Below are 18615 nucleotides of genomic sequence, written 5' to 3' on the forward strand. Positions count from 1 at the left end.
AGAGCGGGGTCTTCCCCCCGGTCAAGGGGTTTGACGCAGCAGATCGCCGGTCTATCGAGCGTCCTTCGGATCGGCCTGATTTGCACGGCCTACTTTGTCGCAAGACCTTGAAAGACGTGAAGTCTTCCTGCGGTCCTGCTTCGCGTATCCGCACAGATCAGGCCGACCATTGCGACCATATTAATAGGTCCTGACCCTAGTACCCCGCGCTTCGATCAACGAGGTTTTCCAGCGTCTCACCACGTTCAAATGCATCCATCTGCCGTAGCATGGGCGGCACCAGATGTGCGGGGTCGGAGGTGGCAGCCGCATGCGGTGTCACGAAAACCCGTGGATGCGACCAGAGAGGACTTTCCGGCGCCAGCGGCTCGCGCTCGAACACGTCGAGGCTCGCTTCCTTCAGCACACCCTCCTCAAGCGCTTTCAGGATGTCGGCCTCGCGCTGCAGGCCGCCGCGCCCCGCATTGATGAGGCAGGGACCGCCCAGCGGTCCGTCCTGCCGCAGGCGCGACAGCAGCGAATGGTTCACAATGCCATGGGTCGCGGGCGTCAGCGGCAGAAGCACCACCAGAATGTCGGTGGCGTTGAGGAAGGGCGTCAGCCCGTCCTCGCCGTGAAAACCATTGACGCCGTCGACATCCTTGGGCGTGCGGCTCCAGCCATTCACCGAAAAACCGACCGCACGCAGCGCCTGCGCGGCGCGTGAGCCGAGCTGACCGAGCCCCATAATGCCCACCGAGACCTCGTTGGCAGGCGGTTGCCGCGGCTCGTGCCAGACTTTTCTGACCTGCTGTTCCCGGTAGACGGCGCCCTGCCGGTGATGGTCGAGCACCCGCCACGTCACATACTCGCACATATACTGCGTGAGGTTTTCCGCCACCACGCGCACGATGGGTACATCCGGCACCTGGTCGTCGGCAAAGATGTGATCCACGCCAGCGCCGATGGAGAAGATGACCTTCAGGTTCGGCAGTCGGGCGAGTGCGCCCTTCTGGTGTTTCCAGACAACGGCATAATCGATCGAAGGGTCTTCCGCCCCGTCGGGCTCCAGCACGACATCCCGCTCTTTCGAGAGAAGGTCATACCAGCGCTGCGGGTTGAAGCCGGTGACGGAGAGAAGGACGCGACCGCGTTCCGGTGTGCTCATGGTTTGCCCCTCGATTTTTATTCGCTGACCACGCCTCCGGGCGTGGCTTCGATGTTGAACGCGGCTGCGATCAGCGCGCGTGTGTAGTCGGTCTGCGGCGCATCGAAAATCTGCTCCGCCGGACCGGCCTCCACCACCTTGCCGGCACGCATGACGATCACCTCATTGGCAAGCGCGCGCACCACTTTCAGGTCATGGCTGATGAAGAGATAGGCCAGGTTATGCCGCTTCTGCAAATCGCGCAGAAGGTCAACCACCTGCGCCTGCACGCTCATATCGAGCGCCGAGGTGGGCTCGTCCAGCATCACGAAACGCGGTTTAAGCACCATGGCGCGGGCAATGGCGATACGCTGGCGCTGCCCACCGGAGAATTCATGCGGGTAGCGAAACCGGCTGTCGGGGTCGAGATCGACCTCCTTCAGGACATCGACCACCATCGCGTCGCGCTTATTGGCCGAAAGGCTGGGCTCGTGAATGCGCAGGCCTTCCTCGATGATCTCGGCAACGGACATGCGCGGGCTCAGCGAACCATAGGGATCCTGAAACACCACCTGCAAGTCGTGCCTGTAGGGACGCATCTGCCGAAACGAGAGATGATCGATTTCGTCACCAGAAAAGTGGATGTGGCCCTCCGAGCCGATCATACGGGCAAGGGCAAGGCCAAGCGTGGTCTTGCCAGAGCCCGATTCGCCCACCACCCCGAGCGTCTGGCCCGCGCGCACCGTCACGTCCACCCCGTCGACACCCTTGATGTAATCGACCGTGCGGCGCAGCAGCCCCTTCTTCACCGGAAACCAGACCTTGATCCCGTCGCCCTTCATCACCGTTTCTGCGGTAGGGTCCGCCTTGGGTGGGCGCCCCTTGGGTTCGGCTTCGATCAGATGGCGCGTATAGGCGTGTTGCGGGTTGGCGAAAATCTGTTCCGTCGGCCCGCTTTCCACGATCTTGCCGTCGGTCATCACGCAGACCCGGTCGGCCACCTTTCGCACGATGCCGAGATCGTGGGTGATGAACAGCATCGACATGGACTTTTTGCGCCGCAAATCGGCCAGAAGCTCGAGAATCTGCGCCTGCACTGTCACGTCGAGCGCGGTGGTCGGCTCGTCGGCGATCAGGAGGTCCGGTTCGTTGGCGAGCGCCATGGCGATCATCACGCGCTGGCGCTGGCCGCCGGAAAGCTGGTGCGGAAAGGAATCAAGCCGCTTTTCGGGGTCACGGATGCCGACCTGCTCCAGCAATTCGAGGGTCCGCTCCCGCGCCGCCCTGTCTCCCATTCCGCGGTGCAGTTTCAGCACCTCACCCACCTGCCGCTCGATCGTGTGCAGCGGGTTGAGCGAGGTCATCGGCTCCTGAAAGATCATGGAGATTTCGTTGCCGCGCACCTTGCGCTGCGTTGCCTCGTCGGCGGCGAGAATGTCAACGCCATTGTAGAGGATTTCGCCGGAGGGATGGCTCGCCGCCGGATAAGGCAGCAGCCGCAGGACCGAGAGCGCCGAGACCGATTTCCCGGACCCCGATTCCCCCACAAGCGCAACGGTCTCGCCACGCGCGATGTCGAATGAGATGCGATCGACCGCAAGCGTCTCCTGCGCACCTTGCTTGAAGGAGACGGACAAATCGCGGATCGAGAGGAGGGGGGCTGATGTCATGGTCGCGATTCAATGATTGCGCGGAGATTTTCCGCTGTAGGCAGGATGACCGAGAGCTCGGGAGAAAAACGCTCTCCGCGCCAGCGATCGTTCTTTAACCGAACCTGGCCGGGTATACGCTTGTCGGCGGTCAGGAAATGGCTGCACTCAAATCCGATCGCCGAAGCAAGATGGATCGCATCGGGCAGCTTCACGGATTTAAACTGTCGGCGCACGAGGGCAGCGCTCCACAGAACCTCCCGTGTGACGGGCCTTACATCCAGCCAGGAATTATCCTCCACGATCCAGTTGTCGTAGAGCTGAATGAGGTCGTCATCCTCGTCCCGGTAGGGCCCAACCAGAAGCTCCGCCAGCGCTAGTTCGCTCGTGCATAGAAAGCGTTCGCCGCCCTGCATCTGCTTCTCGATCAGCTTGTAAAGCAGTGTCTGTATTTCGCCCTGCACTTCGGCGAGTTCGATAAAGATCGCGGTGTCGAGATAGAGCCTGGTGAACTCCATCAATCGTCCCACTCATCGCGCAGCGCCCGAATGCGCCTTGCGGCGTCTTCGCTGGAAACGCGTCGGGTCTGGCGAGCGCGAACGCGCTCGATCTGCGCCAGCAGTTCCTCCGGCGTGCGTGGTGGAGCCTCTCGCTTGACTTCTTCTTCCACGGTCACTTTCACCAAAGCGTCGTGGGGAATGTCCTTGCGCAGCTCCTTGGGCAATTTGGATGCCCTATAGTGATTGACGGTGACCACACCCATTGTCAGCTCCTGCATCCAACCCCTTCAATATAGGTCATCCGGCCCATCATTTGAACGTCTTCCGCGGGTCGAAGGCGTCGCGCACGGCTTCGCCGATGAAGATCAAGAGCGACAGCATGATCGAAAGGCTCAGGAAGCCGGCAATGCCGAGCCATGGCGCGTTGAGGTTGCGCTGGCCCTGCCGCAGGAGTTCACCAAGCGAGGGTGACCCCGGCGGCAGGCCGAAGCCAAGGAAGTCGAGCGAGGTCAGCGTCGTGATCGAGCCGTTCAGGATGAAGGGCAGGAAGGTGAGGGTGGCCACCATCGCATTGGGCAGAAGGTGGCGGAAGATGATGGTGCGGTTGGAAACGCCAAGCGCCCGCGCCGCACTCACATATTCGAAATTGCGCGCGCGCAGGAATTCGGCGCGCACCACCCCAACGAAGGCCACCCACGAGAAAAGCAGCATGATGCCGAGCAGGATGAAGAAGCCCGGCGGCAGAACGGCGGCGATGATCAGGATCAGATAGAGCACCGGAATGGAGGACCATATCTCGATGAAGCGCTGGAAGAGAAGATCGGTCCAGCCGCCGAAATAGCCCTGGATCGCGCCGGCGCTCACGCCAATCAGCGCCGAGGCACCGGTCAGGATCAGGCCGAAAAGAACCGAGATGCGGAACCCGTAGATCACTCGCGAGAGCACGTCGCGCGCCTGATCATCCGTGCCGAGCCAGTTCCAGTTGCCGGGCGTGCAGGCCGGGTCGTCCACCCCCTGCATATAGCGCCCGCAACGCTCTTCCTTGGTGTACATCCATGAAGGCTTGGCTGGCGCAGCCTCGGGTATTTCGTTGTTCACCGTGCGGTAGGAATAGCGGATGGGCGGCCACACCGCCCACCCATTGGCCTCGATCTCCTCGGAGATGATCGGATCGCGGTAGTCGGTTACAGCAAGGAAGCCCCCGAATTTCTCTTCGGGGTAATCCACCATGACCGGGAACAGAACTTCGCCCTTGTAATAGGCGAGGATCGGTTTGTCGTTGGCGAGGAATTCGGCAAACAGCGACAGCACGAACAGGATCAGGAATATCCAGAGAGACCAGTAGCCCCGCCGGTTGGCGCAAAAGTTCTGCCAGCGACGCTTGTTGATCGGCGAAAGCCACGGCCTTCTGCCGCGCCGCCGCGCCGCCGCCACTTCGCTTTGCACCTGAATATCGGACATCACACATCCCTCCGCTCGAAGTCGATGCGGGGGTCTATCAGCGTGTAGGTCACATCCGAGATGAGGCTGATAAACAGACCCATCAGCGAGAAGATGTAGAGATTGGCAAACACCACCGGGTAATCGCGGTCGATCACCGAGCGGAAGCCCAGCAGGCCGAGCCCGTCGAGCGAGAAAATGCTCTCGATCAGCAGAGACCCGGTGAAGAACGCCGAGATGAACGCGCCTGGAAAGCCGGCGATGATGATCAGCATCGCATTGCGGAAGACGTGGCCGTAGAGCACCTGCCGGTCGGAAAGCCCCTTGGCGCGTGCGGTCACCACATACTGCTTGCGGATTTCATCGAGAAACGAGTTCTTCGTCAGAAGCGTCGTCGTGGCGAAGGCCGAGAGCACCATGGCCGTCAGCGGCAGGGCAAGATGCCAGAAATAATCGAGAATGCGCGCCGGCCAGGAAAGGCTCTCCCAATTGTCGGAGGTCAGGCCGCGCAGCGGAAACCAGTCGAAGAAGGAGCCGCCGGCGAAAAGAACCATCAGGAGAATGGCGAACAGAAAGCCCGGAATGGCATAGGCAACAATCACCACACCGCTGGTCCACACGTCGAATGCCGAACCGTCCTTTACGGCCTTGCGGATGCCGAGCGGAATGGAAATCCCATAGGAGATCAGCGTGATCCAGAGGCCGAGCGAAATCGAGACCGGCATTTTCTCGAGGATCAGGTCGATCACCGAAATGTCGCGGAAATAGCTTTCGCCGAAATCGAACCGCGCATAGTTCCAGATCATCAGGGCGAAGCGCTCGAGTGGCGGCTTGTCGAAGCCGAACTGCTTTTCAAGCGAGGCGATGAACTCCGGATCGAGGCCCTGCGCGCCGCGATATTTCGAGGTCACGCCGCTGCCTTCGACAGACCCACCGTTAAACCCCTGATTGCTGAAATCGCCTCCGCCGCCGGAAATGCGTGCATCCGCGCCGCCCGCCTGTCCGGTGATCTGGGCGATCACCTGTTCCACGGGGCCACCGGGTGCAAATTGCACGACGATGAAGGAGATGGCCATGATGCCGAACAGGGTCGGGATCATGAGCAGCAGACGTCGCAGGATATAGGCGCCCATCAGTCAGCCGCTCTCTTCACGTTGGGGATTGAGGAAAAATCTGCCACGCCGCCCTTACGCCTTGCCAATCGCTTTTGCCTTCTCTTGCTCAAACCACCAGAGCGATTCCACCGGGAAGAAGTAATCCGGCTTGTTGTCGCTGTAGCCGAACATGTCCCAGTGGGCCACACGGTGATTCGTCAGGTGCCAATTTGGAATCCAGTCGCGCCTTGCACGCAAGACCCTGTCCAGCACCTTCAGCGTGACGGTCAGTTCGTCGCGGCTTTTCGCCTTACCGGCAATTTCGATCAGTTCATCGACCACCGGATCGGCTGTGCCTGCAAAATTGTAGGTCCCTTCGACACTTGCCGTGCGCGAATGGAATATCTGTTCGAGCCCGTTGGCGTCCGGTGTGGCTGTCAGACCGATCGCCATGGAGATCATGTCGAAATCGAACGCATTCTGCCGGCTTTGATACTGCGAGGCATCGACCACGCGGGCCGAGGCATCAATGCCGATGGCCCGCAGATTCTCGCCGAAGCTCGCATCCTGGCGCAGGAAGAGTTCATCCCGCACCAGATATTCCAGCGTGAAGCGCGTGCCTTTCTCGTTGTGGAGAACACCGTCGCGTGGGGTCCAGCCGGCTTCCAGAAGAAGCTGGCGCGCACGTCTCAGATTGTTGCGGTCGCGGCCGGAACCATCGGAAACCGGCTGCTTCACCGCCTCTCCAAACGCCGCTTCCGGCGCCTCGCCGCGAAAGCGGTCGAGCAGCGCCTGTTCTTCGGGTGAGGGTTCCCCATCGGCCATGTAAGGCGAGCGTTCGAAGAAGGAGTGCGAACGCTGATAGGCGTCGTAAAAGAGGTTGCGGTTCGTCCATTCGAAGTCGAAGCACAGGCTGATGGCCTCGCGCACCCGCACATCCTTGAACTGCTCGCGCCGCTGGTTCAGCACCAGGCCATAGAGCTGCGGGCGCTTTTCACCGAGGATATAAGTCTGCACCACGCGTCCGTCGCGGATGGCTGGAAAATCGTATCCCGTAGCCCAAACGCGTGCGGTGAACTCCTCGCGCCAGTAGACATCGCCCTTCTTGAAAGCCTCGAACCCGGCATTGCGGTCGCGGTAGAAGTCGATGCGGATCGTGTCGAAATGATTGAACCCCTTTGCAGGGCCAAGCTCGCGCGCCCAGTAGTCTGCAACCCGCTCATATTCCACATAGTGTCCGGCGGAGAACCGCCCCACCCTGTAAGGGCCGGAGCCGAGCACCGGGACGAGACGGGAACTGTCGAAGCCGTTCTCCTCGACAAAGGCCTTTGAGAAAATCGGGTACCCGGCCACGGTCAGAATGTTGCGGCGCGATTGCCGCCCGGAAAATCGCAGATGGACCAGGTCGGGCCCTTCCGTCGAGGCCTCGGTCATCTCGGTAAGAGGCAGCTGCAATTGCGGGTGCCCCTTCTCCTTCAGCAGATTGTAGGTGAAGGCCACGTCGGCGGCGGTGACAGGCGAGCCATCATGAAAACGCGCCTCCGGCCGAAGTCTGAATGTGAACCCGTTGCGATCCTCAGAAAGTGTCACGCTTTCGGCCAGAAGCCCGTAGATCGCGTCAGGCTCGTCATAGGCGCGAACCATCAGCGAATCGTAACATATCTCCATGCGCGGCGGCGCGTCCCCGGTGCGCACGAAGGCGTTCAGCGTGTTGAAGGTCAGGACGTTCTGGTTGTAGTACCAGTAACCGGGCTGGAAGTTGAACGTGCCGCCCTTCGGCGCCTCCGGGCTGGCATAGTCGAAATGGCTGAAGCCCGGCGCATATTTGAGATCGCCGAATGCCGAAAGGCCATGCAGCGGCGTGCCCGTCTCCACATTGGCGAACACCTCGCGCGGCAAAAGAGGCGTGGCGATGGCCGCACCGATGAGCGCCAGAAAGTCCCGACGCGGGAGCCGATGCGGCACCGTGGCGCGCCCGCTCAATTCTGGCTCCGGTATTTGGCGGCGAGAGCCTTCTCTCGTTCCGGATCGATCCACCATGATTCAAGATCGACGCCTGCATATTCGGGCTGCTTCTCCGGCATGCCGAACTTGTTCCAGTAGGCGATGCGGACATAGGGCGCGTGCCATTGCGGCACCCAGTAATAGTTCCACAGAAGCACGCGGTCGAGCGCCCGGCTGGCCGCAACCAGTTCTTCGCGGTCCTTCACGTAGATGATCTTCTCGACCAGCGCGTCGACGATCGGATCCTTCACGCCGGCAAGATTGCGGGTGCCGGGCGTGTCGGCGGCCTTAGAACCCCAGTATTCGCGCTGCTCATTGCCCGGCGAAAGCGAGTTGACGAAGATGCTCGCCACCGCGTCGAAGTCGAAATTGCGGATGCGGTTTACATATTGCGACGGATCGATGATGCGCAGCGATACGTCGATGCCGATCTTGCGCAGCGCCGCCATGTAAGGCCCCGTCGTTATCTCGTCAGTGGGGCTGTTACCGAGAAACTCGATGGTAAACTGCTGGCCCGTGCCATTGTTCGTCATCTTGCCGCTCTTGATGCTCCAACCCGCTTCGGAAAAGAGCTTGATGGCTTCGCGCAGATAGGTTCGTTCCGCCTGCGGATTGTCGTAGACCGGCAGCCTGAATTCCTCGGTGAAAAGTTCAGGCGGAAGCTTGTCCCTGAATTCTTCGAGGATCTCCAGTTCACGCCCCTCCGGCAGGCCGGTGGCGGCCAGCTCGGACCCTTCGAAATAGCTGTCCGTGCGGGTATAGCTGTCGAAAAACAGCGTCCGGTTCATGTCCTCGAAGTTGAAGGCGAGGGTCAGCGCCTCGCGGATGCGGCGGTCCTGAAACTTGGGTCGGCGGGTGTTCAGCACGAAGCCCTGCATGGGCTCGGCGCCGCCCGTTGGAAACTCCTTCTTGATGACATCGCCATCTTTCACGGCCGGGAACGTGTATTCCGTCGCCCATCGGCGCGAGCGGTTTTCCACCCGAATATCCTGCAGGCCACCCTTGGTGAAGGCGAGCCAGGCAGCGTTCTCATCCTGGATATAGGTGTATCTGCGGCGGTCCACATTGTAGCGCCCGACATTCACCGGCAGATCGGCTGCCCAGTAATCCTCCACCCGCTTCCACACGATCTCGGAACCGGGCGTAAAGCTCTCGATCCTGTAGGGCCCGCTGCCCAGCGGCGGCTCGAGCGTGGGCTGGGTGAAGTTGCGCTTCTTGCCGTCGGCGTCCGTGCCTTCCCACCAGTGTTTGGGCAGAACCGGCAGGTCGCCCATTATGTGTGGCAGTTCCTTGTTGCCCTTCTGGTCGAAGCGGAACTCCACCTCGCGCTCGGAAAGGGGCACCGCCTCCACCACACTGGAGAAATAGCGTGTGTGCTGGGGGCTATGCTTCTTGAGCATGTTGAGAGACCAGACCACGTCTTCCGCCGTGATCGGCGTACCATCGTGCCAGCGCGCTTTCGGGTTTATGCGATAGGTGGCGGAAGAATTGTCTTCAGGATGCTTGAAGGCCTCGGCGATCAGTGGATAGCTCGTGCTCGGCTCCGTCAGCGACTGCTGCATCAGCGTGTCCCAGAGGAGGCCACCGAAATAGTTGAGCCCCGCCGCCTGTGTGCCGCGCACGATGAACGGGTTGAAACTGTCATAGGTGCCAAGCGCCACCGAATTCAGCGTCCCGCCCTTGGGCGCGTCGGGATTCACGTAGTCGTAGCGCTCGAAAGGCCCCTGTTCGCTTTCAGGCTGGATGAGGGACGAGTTGGTAAGCCATTCGTCTTCGGCGCTGGCGGGATGGCTGGCGAACAGAAGAGCCGTGGCGAGACAGGCCGCCCATGTTGCTCTCGCACCGATCACCCGCATGGCATTCTCCTCATATTGTTTTTGGTTCCCAGCCGAAAGGTAGACCATCCCCCACGCATGGCAAGGGATACGGTCTCCCTGAAAGGTTCTTTCAGGCAACAAAAAAGCCGGTCGAAACCGGCTTTTTCAAGTTTGCTAAAATTAAATTTTCGTTAGTTGCCGGATGCGGCGCTGTCGCCGTCCTCGGCAGGAGCCTCTTCAGCCGGGGCTTCCTCAGCAGGCGCAGAGTCTTCGTTGCTGGACGCTTCGGCTGGTGCAGCCGTTTCTCCAGCCGGTGTCGCCTCGCTCTCGGCAGCCGGTGCGGCTTCTTGGCCTTCGGCGGGCGCTGCAGCAGCGTCGTCACCACCTTCGGCCTCGGGTTCAGGCAGAGGCACCGGGCTTGAAGCGTGCTGGCGCAGATAGGCGATCAGGTCGGCGCGATCCTCAATCTTTTTGAGGCCGGCGAATGCCATCGCGGTCCCGGAAACGAACCCCTTCGGATTGGCCAGGAAGTGGTCCAGGTTCTCATAGGTCCACTTGACGCTGCCGCCCTGTGCGAATTCCTGCATCGCAGCCGAATAACCGAAGCCCTCATGGCTGGCGATTGGGCGATCGACGATCTCCCAGAGATTGGGGCCGACCTTGTTGGCACCGCCGTCATCGACGGTGTGGCAGGCCTGGCAGCGCTTGAAGATGTTCTCGCCCTTGCCTGCATCGGCGGAAGCCAGCAGCGGCGCAATGGACTCTGGCTCTGCCGGTTCGTCGGACGCACCGGCCCCATCGTCCTCAGCCACCTCGATCGCATAGCCCGGTGTGGCCGGCGGAGGCGAGGAGAAGATCGCGTCCGAAAGAATGCTGACCGAGAAGATGACGAAAACGGCGCCAAGTAGCGCGCCGAGGATTTTGTTGAGTTCGAACGAGTTCATACGCCCTGAGGCTCCCTATTCCGGACGCTCGCGGCGGCGAGAAGAACGAAACTTCAGCGCCGTTGTCCCCCGCGTTCGGCCGTTGCCGGTAAAATCGCGCGGAAACTAGGTCTTTTGCTCCGCGCATGCAACACATATAAGGCACTTCCCAGTGAGACTTTTTGCCACTTTAGCGATTCAAGAGAGTTCCCGCCCCGATGTCCAGCCTCATCGTCATTCCCGCGCGCATGGCTTCGACACGTTTGCCCGGCAAACCGATGGCGGACATTGCCGGCCTGCCGATGATCGTTCAGGTGGCACTTCGGGCCTCGGAGAGCGGCGCCGGGCAGGTTGCGGTCGCAACCGATTCGAAAGAGGTGGCCGACGCCGTCGAGAAAGCCGGTTTCACGGCCATCATGACCCGCGCGGACCATCAGTCCGGTTCCGATCGCATCTTTGAGGCTCTGGGCAGCATCGATCCGGATGGTCGCTATGAGAGCATCATCAATCTGCAGGGCGACTTGCCCACCATCGCCCCCGAGGACATCCGCGCCGTCGCCGGCCCGCTGGATGATCCCCGGGTGGACATCGCCACGCTCGGCGTCGAGATCGTGAACGAGGCGGAAAAGACCAATCCGAACGTGGTGAAGATCGTGGGCGCGCCCAGCGATGAGGAACCGTCGCGGTTGCGCGCACTCTATTTTACCCGCGCCACCGCCCCATGGGGCGAAGGGCCGCTCTACCATCATGTCGGTATCTACGCTTATCGTCGCGCCGCGCTGGAGCGTTTCGTCTCCCTTGCGCCATCGGTGCTCGAGCAGCGTGAGCGGCTTGAGCAGTTGCGGGCGCTGGAGGCCGGTATGCGCATCGATGCGCAGATCGTCGCTTCGGTGCCGCTTGGCGTCGATACGCCAGAAGACCTGGAGAAAGCCAGGCAGATACTAGCATTGAAAACGGACACATGATCATGGCAGCCAAGACAAACAAGATCGCCTTTCAGGGCGAACCCGGTGCAAATTCCGATACGGCCTGCCGCAACATGTTTCCCGATATGGAGCCGCTTCCGTGTCCGACCTTTGAAGACTGTTTTACTGCGGTCGAGACCGGCGCCGCCGACCTGGCAATGATCCCCATTGAAAACACCATCGCCGGGCGCGTGGCCGACATCCACCACCTTCTCCCGCGTTCGAAGCTGCACATTGTCGGTGAGTACTTCCTGCCGATCCACTTTCAGCTCATGGTGCTGCCGGGCGTGAAGACCGGGGAAATCAGGACGGTCTACAGCCACATTCATGCGCTCGGCCAGTGCCGCAACATCATCCGCAAGAACCGCTGGAAGGGCACGGTCGCCGGCGATACCGCGGGTGCCGCCCGCCTCGTCGCCGAGATGGGCGAGCGCTCCAACGCCGCGCTGGCGCCCCGGCTTGCCTCAGAGCTCTACGGCCTCGACATCGCCATGGAGAATGTCGAGGACACCGACAACAATGTTACCCGCTTCGTTGTGCTTTCGAAGGAGCAGAAGCTGGCCGCGCGGACCGCGCCGGATCAGTTGATGATGACCACCTTCATCTTCCGGGTGCGCAACGTCCCCGCCGCGCTTTACAAGGCGATGGGCGGCTTTGCCACCAACGGCGTCAACATGACCAAACTGGAAAGCTATCAGCTTGGCGGCAAATTCTTCTCCACCCTGTTTTATGCCGATGTTGAAGGACATCCCGACGACCGCAATGTCGCGCTGGCGCTTGAGGAACTGAGCTTCTTCTCGCGTGAAGTGCGCATTCTTGGTGTCTATGAGGCCCACCCGTTCCGCGCAACGCAGACCGAGGACGACGATTAACCGCCGTCCATCTGGCCTGGATCCGATCCAAGCACCCAGTCGCGGATGAGCCTGTTGGCTATCGCGCCCCGAGGCGGTACGCGATGGCCGTCGGGATGCCTGTCTTCCAGCATCAGGCGCACCTCGTCGCGGGAAAACCAGCGACAATCCTCCAGCTCGTTTTCATCCATGGTGATCGCCTCGCTCTCGGCCTGGCCATAGCAGCCGATCATGAGCGAATAGGGAAACGGCCAGGGCTGGCTCGCATGATAGGCGACTGCGCCGACGGCAATCCCCGCCTCTTCCCGTGTTTCGCGGCGCACCGCAGCCTCGATTGTCTCGCCGGGCTCCACAAAACCGGCAAGGCAGGAAACCATTCCGGGAGCGAAATGTGGGCTGCGGCCCAGCAGGCACTGCTCGCCACGGACAGCGAGCATGATCACCACCGGATCGGTGCGCGGAAAATGATCGCGCCCGCAGGTCGGACAGTGCCGCTTGTAGCCACCATCACGCATCTCTGTTTCATTGCCGCAGCGCCCGCAGAAACGGTGGCTCTCGTGCCAGGCAAGAAGCGCCGCGCCCTGTGCCAGCGCGCCCAGCGCGGTCGGCTCCAGAAGCCCCTGCATGTAGATCGAGCGATAGTCGATGGCCTTGACCGGTGTGGGCAGCGCCTCAATGTCTGCCACTGACGGCACGGCCAGCACGGGTGCTCCGTCCTCATGGCCAAGCAGCACCGCCTGTTTCAGCACTGGCGCAAAGGTCGAGGTTTCGTCCCGGGTGAAATAGGGGTCGAAAGCCCTGTCACCTTCGACACGCAGAATGAGCCGCCCCTGCGCAAACAGCAACAGGCGCGCATCCCGGGCCTTCAGCGCCTGTTCGGCGGCATCGTCGGTGCGGGCTTCGGCCTGCCTGTCGATGCGGTTTCCGGAAAAGGCAACGCGCTGGCTCGCTTCGTCGCGTGCGGTGTCGAAAAATGGAAAGGTCATGAAAGACGATCTGTCGGTTTTCAAGATGGGCTCATAATTTGCCGCGAATCGTCTCGGCGAGCTGGTGTAGGTTTTCACGGCGATAGGGTTCGCGGACACCATATCCCCAGACAGGGCCTGGCCAGCCCGGATCACCCTCGCTCCGCGCAATCACGTGGATGTGCAACTGGCGAACCACATTTCCGAGCGCGGCAGTGTTGATCTTCGTGCAGCCCGTCATATCCTTCAGCATCTGCGCGACCAGATTGGTCTCGAAGCTGACCATCGCCTGATCGAGAGGCGTCAGGTCGTGGATTTCCTCGGAGCCCGGGCGCTGTGGCACAAGGATCAGCCAGGGCCAGCGCCTGTCATCGCAAAGACGCAGTTCGCAAAGCCCGAGCCACATCACATGCAGGCTTTCCGCCTCCAGCCGTGGATCAAGCTCGAAACCCTTTTTTGCGTCTGGCAGCATCAATTGTCCTCAACACCTCGATCAAGGCTAGAGGGAGCAGCCTGTACCTGCAAGCGAATGATTAAGTGTTGTCGCGAAAGCGCATCTCCGCCCCTTGCATTTGTCCTCACAATTTCCGATATGGGGGCCGGGAGGTTGGTGGTGGACGAGCCACTCGCCAACCGGGTCAGGTCCGGAAGGAAGCAGCCCTAACGAGCCAGGCACGGGTCGCCGTGCCAGCCTCCCACCTTCTTCTTGTTTTCCTGGCCGCATTCACCGGATTTCAGCCTTGCCGTCCACATTGTCCATTGACGCAGAACCTTGTCCAAGGGGACACTGCCGGCGTCAGGACAAAACACGGAGCGCAAGAGGGCAATGACCGAGGCCGGCACCAAAGCAAGCGACAGGGCCGGCGGCGCCTACCGGGTTCTTGCCCGCAAATACCGCCCCAGTGATTTCACCGGACTGATCGGCCAGGAGCCGATGGTGCGCACGCTCACCAACGCGTTCAACGCAGGGCGCATAGCGCAGGCATGGATGCTGACCGGCGTGCGTGGTGTCGGCAAGACCACGACGGCGCGCATTCTGGCACGCGCGCTCAACTACAAGACGGACACGATCGACAAGCCGACGGTCGAATTGACCTCGGAAGGCGAGCATTGCCGCGCCATCCTCGAAGGCCGTCACGTGGACGTGGTCGAGATGGATGCCGCCTCGCACACCGGCATCGACGACATACGCGACATCATCGACCAGGTGCGCTACGCGCCGGTTTCCGCGCGCTACAAGGTTTTCATCATCGATGAGGTCCACATGCTCTCCAATCAGGCCTTCAACGGCCTTTTGAAGACGCTTGAGGAGCCGCCGCCGCATGTGAAGTTCATCTTCGCCACCACGGAAATCCGCAAGGTTCCCATCACCATCCTGTCGCGCTGCCAGCGTTTCGATCTGCGTCGCATCGATGCAGCCATGATCAAGGCCGATCTCAGCCGTATTGGCGGGCTGGAGTGCGTGGAGGCAGAGGACGAGGCGCTGGCCATGATCGCGCGCGCCTCGGAAGGTTCGATGCGCGACGCCCAGTCGATCTTCGATCAGGCGATTGCCCATTCCTCCGGCAAGGTCACGGCGCAAACCGTGCGCGACATGCTGGGGCTGGCGGACCGCAGCCGCATTATCGGCCTGTTCGAAGACCTGATGAAGGGCGATGTAGCCGCCGCGCTGGCCGAGTTCCGTGCGCAATACGACGTCGGCGCCGACCCGGCAACGGTGCTCAACGATCTGGCCGAGTTCAATCATCTGGTCACCCGTCTGCGTTTCGTGCCGGAAGCTGCCGAAGACGCAGCACTTTCCGAGGACGAACGCACGCGCGGGCTCGAATTCTCGAAAACACTGTCCGTACGCGTCCTCTCGCGCACATGGCAGATGCTCCTCAAGGGCATTCAGGAGGTACAGTCTTCCGGCCGGCCCATGGCTGCTGGCGAGATGGTGCTGATCCGCATCGCCCATGCCGCCAGCCTTCCGACACTCGATGAGGCGCTGAAGCGGCTCGACGACGTGCCGGCAGGCGCGGGCAACGGGCAGGGCCAGCCTCCGGCGCCCGGCGGGGTTTCACCGTCCGGCAATGGCGGCGGTGGCGCAATGGCATCCGCCGTTGCGACCCAGCATGCGCCGGTTTCCGGTGGCGGTCAGACCATGCGTCTCGTCCAGCCGGAAGCAGCGCCCGTGGCGGTGCAGCCGCCGGTGGTTGCCGAAGAGGCGGTGCCCGATGCGGTCCCGCTCAAATCGCTTGAGGACATCGCCAGACTCGCCGATGCGAAACGCGACATGGCCTTCAAGGTCCTTCTCAAGCGGTGTGTCCGCCTTGTCTCGATTGAGCCGGGTCGCCTCGATATCAGCCTGACCGAGGATGCGCCCAAGACGGTGATGGGTGACCTGACCAATCGGCTGAAGGAGTGGACCGGCCGTCGCTGGATCGTCTCGCTGTCGAGCGAGGCTGGCGGGCCGACGCTCGCCGAGCAGGAGGAGGGCCGCCGCGAGAGCGCGATCGCCGACGCGAAGGCCGACCCGGCGGTCGCGGCCATTCTCGACCGCTTCCCCGGCGCGAAGATCATCGACATCCGCATCCCGGATGCAACCGACCCTGATGCGGTCGAAGAGACAGCCGACGCAATTGATCCGGTCGATCCGGACGATGATGACGACGACGATTTCTAAGTGAACTGGAGACCACAATGCGCGATCTGATGGGCCTTATGGGCAAGGCCAAGGAAATGCAGGCCAAGTTTCAGGCCATGCAGGAAGAAATGGCCGAGATGGAAATCGAGGGCCAGGCCGGTGGCGGCACGGTCAAGGTGACGCTGAGCGGCAAATCCGAGATGAAGGCGTTGAAGATCGACCCCTCGCTCTTCAAGGAGGACGATGTGGAAATCCTCGAAGACCTGATCCTCGCCGCGCACAATGACGCGAAATCGAAGCTCGAGGCAGCGATTCAGGAAAAGACCCAGGAAATGACCGCCGGCCTGCCGATCCCGCCCGGCATGAAGCTGCCTTTCTAGTGGAATAAGGGTAAGGCCAGTCCTGTACTGGCCATGCGTGGGCGGAGCAGCCATGTCCAAATCCATCGCCGGACCGGAAATCGAGCGTCTCATCCAGCTCCTGGCCCGTGTGCCGGGGCTCGGGCCGCGCTCGGCCCGGCGCGCGGCACTTCATCTGATCAAGAAGAAAGATCAGCTCTTCGCTCCGCTCACAGCGGCCATGGCCGAGGCCGTTGACAAGGTGCGGGTCTGCTCGACCTGCGGCAATGTCGACACCAGCGATCCCTGCACGCTGTGCACCGATCCGCGCCGCGACGGCACCACCATTATCGTGGTGGAGGATGTGTCCGATCTCTGGGCGCTGGAGCGCGCCGGCGCGATGAATGCGCGCTATCACGTTCTCGGCGGCACGCTCTCGCCGCTCGATGGGGTCGGACCCGACGATCTCAACATCAAGAGGCTGGTTGGGCGGGTGGCCGAAGGCGGCGTGTCGGAGTTGATCCTCGCCGTCAACGCCACGGTGGAGGGGCAGACCACAGCCCATTACATCACCGATCAGGTGGCCGGCATGGAGGTGAAGGTCACGCGCCTTGCCCATGGCGTGCCGGTGGGCGGTGAGCTCGACTATCTGGATGAGGGAACGCTTTCGGCAGCGTTGAAGTCGCGCACGAGCTTTTGAACAGCGGGAGAAACGCCTTGAGCCTTCGCAACCAGAGTCTTCGCAACTCGATCCGGCTGATTGCAGCCCTTTGCGTCTTGCTTGTGGCGGGTGCCGCGTCGGCGCAGTCCATCGAGGCGCAGTTCCGCGACTGGCTCGCACGAGACCTCTGGCCGGAAGCGCAGCGTCGCGGCATTTCCTCCGCCACCTTCAACGACGCCTTCGCCAGTGTCTCGCCCAATCTGAAGCTGCCAGATCTCGTTCTGCCGGGAGAGAGCAAACCGCGCAGTGACAGGCAGCACCAGGCCGAATTCCGCGCCCCGTCCGCCTATTTCCAGCACATCGGTGGTGTCGTTTCAGGCGGCCGCTCCCGCGCCGGTCAGCTTTCGGGCGTCCTTTCTGCAATCGAAAAGCGCTATGGCGTCTCGCGCGGCATCCTGCTCGCCATCTGGGGCCGTGAATCCGGCTTCGGACGCGCAAAAATCCCCCATGACGCCTTTGAGGTACTCGGCACCAAGGCCTTCCTTGCCACACGAAAAGAGATGTTCCGGGAAGAGGTTCTGTCGGCACTCGAGATGGTGGAGCGCCGGGGCGTTTCGCCGCGCGCCATGCGCTCTTCCTGGGCTGGCGCGATGGGCCAGCCTCAGTTCATGCCCAGTTCCTATCTGAAATACGCCGTCGATGGCGATGGCGACGGCACCGCCGACATCTGGAAATCAGAGGCCGACACGCTGGCTTCCATCGCCAATTACCTGGCGCAGCATGGCTGGGTGCGCGGGCGCGACTGGGGGTTTGAAGTCACGGTTCCGCAATCCGTGTCCTGTGCGCTTGAGGGCCCTGATCGTGGAAAACGCATAGCAGACTGGCAGGCGCTCGGCATTCGCCGGGTCGGCGGCAAGGCGTTTCCCGAGCATGAGCTGCGCGGCGAGGGCTATCTGATGATGCCCGCAGGCCGCTTCGGCCCCGCTTTCATCGTCACGCCGAACTTCTACCGCCTCAAGGACTATAACGAGAGCGATCTTTACGCGCTGTTCGTCGGCCATGCGGGCGACCGCATCATGTATGGCAACAGTGAATTTTCCGGCTCCTGGGACCGCGTCGGCGGCTTCGATCGTGGCGATGTCGCGGCCATGCAGCGCGGGCTCGAAAGGCTTGGTTATGATGTCGGCGGCGCTGACGGTCTCGTCGGGTTCAAGACCCGGCGCTCCATCGGCGACTGGCAGCAGAAGAACGGCATCGCGCCCACCTGCTTCCCCGCCGGCGATACGATCCGGCGTCTGCGCTAGGGTCAGGACCCATTAATATGGCCGCAATGGCGATCGATAGACCAAGAGATGCAAGGAGAAGCCCGCAGAGCGGGGTCTTCCCCCCGGTCAAGGGGTTTGACGCAGCAGGTCGCCGGTCTATCGAACGTCCTTCGGATCGGCCTGATTTGTACGGCTTACTTTGTCGCAAGACCTTGAAAGACATGAAGTCTTCCTGCGGCCTTGCTTCGCGTATCCGCACAAATCAGGCCGACCATTGCGGCCATATTAATGGGTCCTGACCCTAGGCAGCAGGCAGTCGCGTGATCGTCACGGTATAGGCTGGAAGCCGCCCGAAAATCGGCTAATCTGCTTCGGGGCAAGGTGCGGAACC

General features: G+C 61.7%; 17 protein-coding genes and 1 other RNA gene. 7 read left to right on the plus strand and 11 right to left on the minus strand.

The genetic code is table 11. From position 1 onward, the window contains the following. Nucleotides 1–196: 196 nt before the first annotated feature. The 9 genes from AC07E3_RS02290 to AC07E3_RS02330 form a co-directional block, all read right to left on the minus strand. Entirely contained in the window at nt 197–1147 is a 951-nt protein-coding gene (locus AC07E3_RS02290) for a 2-hydroxyacid dehydrogenase (RefSeq protein WP_478360180.1), read from the minus strand. Between the two features lie 17 nt (nt 1148–1164). After that, a complete protein-coding gene (locus AC07E3_RS02295; protein WP_336071739.1) occupies nt 1165–2796 on the minus strand; it encodes an ABC transporter ATP-binding protein in 1632 nt (543 codons plus the stop codon). Continuing rightward, complete coding sequence (locus tag AC07E3_RS02300; protein WP_336071741.1) at nt 2793–3293, minus strand: type II toxin-antitoxin system VapC family toxin; 501 nt, start codon at nt 3291–3293, stop codon at nt 2793–2795. Before AC07E3_RS02300 ends, AC07E3_RS02295 begins: the two co-directional genes overlap by 4 nt. Then, nucleotides 3293–3538, minus strand: coding sequence for a hypothetical protein (locus tag AC07E3_RS02305; protein ID WP_229450193.1), 246 nt, complete (start codon nt 3536–3538; stop codon nt 3293–3295). Before AC07E3_RS02305 ends, AC07E3_RS02300 begins: the two co-directional genes overlap by 1 nt. Nucleotides 3539–3584: 46 nt before the next feature. Next, entirely contained in the window at nt 3585–4736 is a 1152-nt protein-coding gene (locus tag AC07E3_RS02310; protein WP_478360181.1) for an ABC transporter permease, read from the minus strand. Further along, entirely contained in the window at nt 4736–5848 is a 1113-nt protein-coding gene (locus AC07E3_RS02315; protein ID WP_478360182.1) for a microcin C ABC transporter permease YejB, read from the minus strand. The genes AC07E3_RS02310 and AC07E3_RS02315 overlap by 1 nt, the downstream gene beginning before the upstream one ends. 54 nt (nt 5849–5902) lie before the next feature. Next, nucleotides 5903–7792 carry an extracellular solute-binding protein gene (locus AC07E3_RS02320; protein ID WP_478360183.1) on the minus strand — a complete coding sequence of 630 codons (1890 nt, stop codon included), beginning with the start codon at nt 7790–7792 and terminating at the stop codon, nt 5903–5905. After that, nucleotides 7789–9669: an extracellular solute-binding protein gene (locus AC07E3_RS02325; protein WP_478360184.1), complete on the minus strand. Its 1881-nt coding sequence runs from the start codon at nt 9667–9669 to the stop codon at nt 7789–7791. Before AC07E3_RS02325 ends, AC07E3_RS02320 begins: the two co-directional genes overlap by 4 nt. A 152-nt stretch (nt 9670–9821) precedes the next feature. Next, nucleotides 9822–10574 carry a c-type cytochrome gene (locus AC07E3_RS02330; protein ID WP_478360185.1) on the minus strand — a complete coding sequence of 251 codons (753 nt, stop codon included), beginning with the start codon at nt 10572–10574 and terminating at the stop codon, nt 9822–9824. 197 nt (nt 10575–10771) lie between these two features. Here AC07E3_RS02330 and AC07E3_RS02335 point away from each other — a divergent pair, with 197 nt between their 5' ends. Both AC07E3_RS02335 and AC07E3_RS02340 read left to right on the plus strand, forming a co-directional pair. Continuing rightward, nucleotides 10772–11518 carry a 3-deoxy-manno-octulosonate cytidylyltransferase gene (locus AC07E3_RS02335; protein ID WP_336071752.1) on the plus strand — a complete coding sequence of 249 codons (747 nt, stop codon included), beginning with the start codon at nt 10772–10774 and terminating at the stop codon, nt 11516–11518. After that, nucleotides 11518–12390: a prephenate dehydratase gene (locus tag AC07E3_RS02340; RefSeq protein ID WP_088941562.1), complete on the plus strand. Its 873-nt coding sequence runs from the start codon at nt 11518–11520 to the stop codon at nt 12388–12390. The genes AC07E3_RS02335 and AC07E3_RS02340 overlap by 1 nt, the downstream gene beginning before the upstream one ends. Here AC07E3_RS02340 and nudC read toward each other — a convergent pair. After that, nucleotides 12387–13355 (minus strand): NAD(+) diphosphatase, encoded by a 969-nt coding sequence (gene nudC, locus AC07E3_RS02345; protein WP_478360186.1) that lies wholly within the window; start codon nt 13353–13355, stop codon nt 12387–12389. The genes AC07E3_RS02340 and nudC overlap by 4 nt on opposite strands. 31 nt (nt 13356–13386) lie before the next feature. After that, complete coding sequence (locus tag AC07E3_RS02350) at nt 13387–13806, minus strand: HIT family protein (protein WP_336071756.1); 420 nt, start codon at nt 13804–13806, stop codon at nt 13387–13389. A 130-nt stretch (nt 13807–13936) separates the two neighbouring features. On the opposite strand from AC07E3_RS02350, the gene ffs reads away from it, so the two are divergent. The 5 genes from ffs (at nt 13937) to AC07E3_RS02375 (ending at nt 18263) form a co-directional block, all read left to right on the plus strand. Beyond that, nucleotides 13937–14033: signal recognition particle sRNA small type (gene ffs, locus AC07E3_RS02355), an RNA gene on the plus strand. Nucleotides 14034–14160: 127 nt separating this feature from the next. Continuing rightward, nucleotides 14161–15999, plus strand: coding sequence for a DNA polymerase III subunit gamma/tau (locus AC07E3_RS02360; protein ID WP_478360187.1), 1839 nt, complete (start codon nt 14161–14163; stop codon nt 15997–15999). A gap of 17 nt (nt 16000–16016) precedes the next feature. Further along, nucleotides 16017–16340, plus strand: a complete 324-nt coding sequence (locus AC07E3_RS02365; protein ID WP_007009199.1) for a YbaB/EbfC family nucleoid-associated protein — start codon at nt 16017–16019, stop codon at nt 16338–16340. 52 nt (nt 16341–16392) lie between these two features. Then, nucleotides 16393–16998 carry a recombination mediator RecR gene (gene recR, locus AC07E3_RS02370; RefSeq protein WP_478360188.1) on the plus strand — a complete coding sequence of 202 codons (606 nt, stop codon included), beginning with the start codon at nt 16393–16395 and terminating at the stop codon, nt 16996–16998. Nucleotides 16999–17054: 56 nt separating this feature from the next. After that, entirely contained in the window at nt 17055–18263 is a 1209-nt protein-coding gene (locus AC07E3_RS02375; protein ID WP_478360267.1) for a lytic murein transglycosylase, read from the plus strand. Nucleotides 18264–18615: the final 352 nt, after the last annotated feature.

Source organism: Nitratireductor lacus, from assembly GCF_056431025.1.

What these genes read in the sequence shown, in the direction of transcription:
- AC07E3_RS02360 (WP_478360187.1), top strand. Translation starts at nt 14,161, where the DNA reads ATGACCGAGGCCGGCACCAAAGCAAGCGACAGGGCCGGCGGCGCCTAC.
- AC07E3_RS02330 (WP_478360185.1), bottom strand. Translation starts at nt 10,574, where the DNA reads ATGAACTCGTTCGAACTCAACAAAATCCTCGGCGCGCTACTTGGCGCC.
- AC07E3_RS02305 (WP_229450193.1), bottom strand. Translation starts at nt 3,538, where the DNA reads ATGGGTGTGGTCACCGTCAATCACTATAGGGCATCCAAATTGCCCAAG.
- AC07E3_RS02290 (WP_478360180.1), bottom strand. Translation starts at nt 1,147, where the DNA reads ATGAGCACACCGGAACGCGGTCGCGTCCTTCTCTCCGTCACCGGCTTC.
- AC07E3_RS02295 (WP_336071739.1), bottom strand. Translation starts at nt 2,796, where the DNA reads ATGACATCAGCCCCCCTCCTCTCGATCCGCGATTTGTCCGTCTCCTTC.
- AC07E3_RS02365 (WP_007009199.1), top strand. Translation starts at nt 16,017, where the DNA reads ATGCGCGATCTGATGGGCCTTATGGGCAAGGCCAAGGAAATGCAGGCC.
- AC07E3_RS02300 (WP_336071741.1), bottom strand. Translation starts at nt 3,293, where the DNA reads ATGGAGTTCACCAGGCTCTATCTCGACACCGCGATCTTTATCGAACTC.
- AC07E3_RS02325 (WP_478360184.1), bottom strand. Translation starts at nt 9,669, where the DNA reads ATGCGGGTGATCGGTGCGAGAGCAACATGGGCGGCCTGTCTCGCCACG.
- AC07E3_RS02315 (WP_478360182.1), bottom strand. Translation starts at nt 5,848, where the DNA reads ATGGGCGCCTATATCCTGCGACGTCTGCTGCTCATGATCCCGACCCTG.
- AC07E3_RS02310 (WP_478360181.1), bottom strand. Translation starts at nt 4,736, where the DNA reads ATGTCCGATATTCAGGTGCAAAGCGAAGTGGCGGCGGCGCGGCGGCGC.
- recR (WP_478360188.1), top strand. Translation starts at nt 16,393, where the DNA reads ATGTCCAAATCCATCGCCGGACCGGAAATCGAGCGTCTCATCCAGCTC.
- AC07E3_RS02350 (WP_336071756.1), bottom strand. Translation starts at nt 13,806, where the DNA reads ATGCTGCCAGACGCAAAAAAGGGTTTCGAGCTTGATCCACGGCTGGAG.
- AC07E3_RS02335 (WP_336071752.1), top strand. Translation starts at nt 10,772, where the DNA reads ATGTCCAGCCTCATCGTCATTCCCGCGCGCATGGCTTCGACACGTTTG.
- nudC (WP_478360186.1), bottom strand. Translation starts at nt 13,355, where the DNA reads ATGACCTTTCCATTTTTCGACACCGCACGCGACGAAGCGAGCCAGCGC.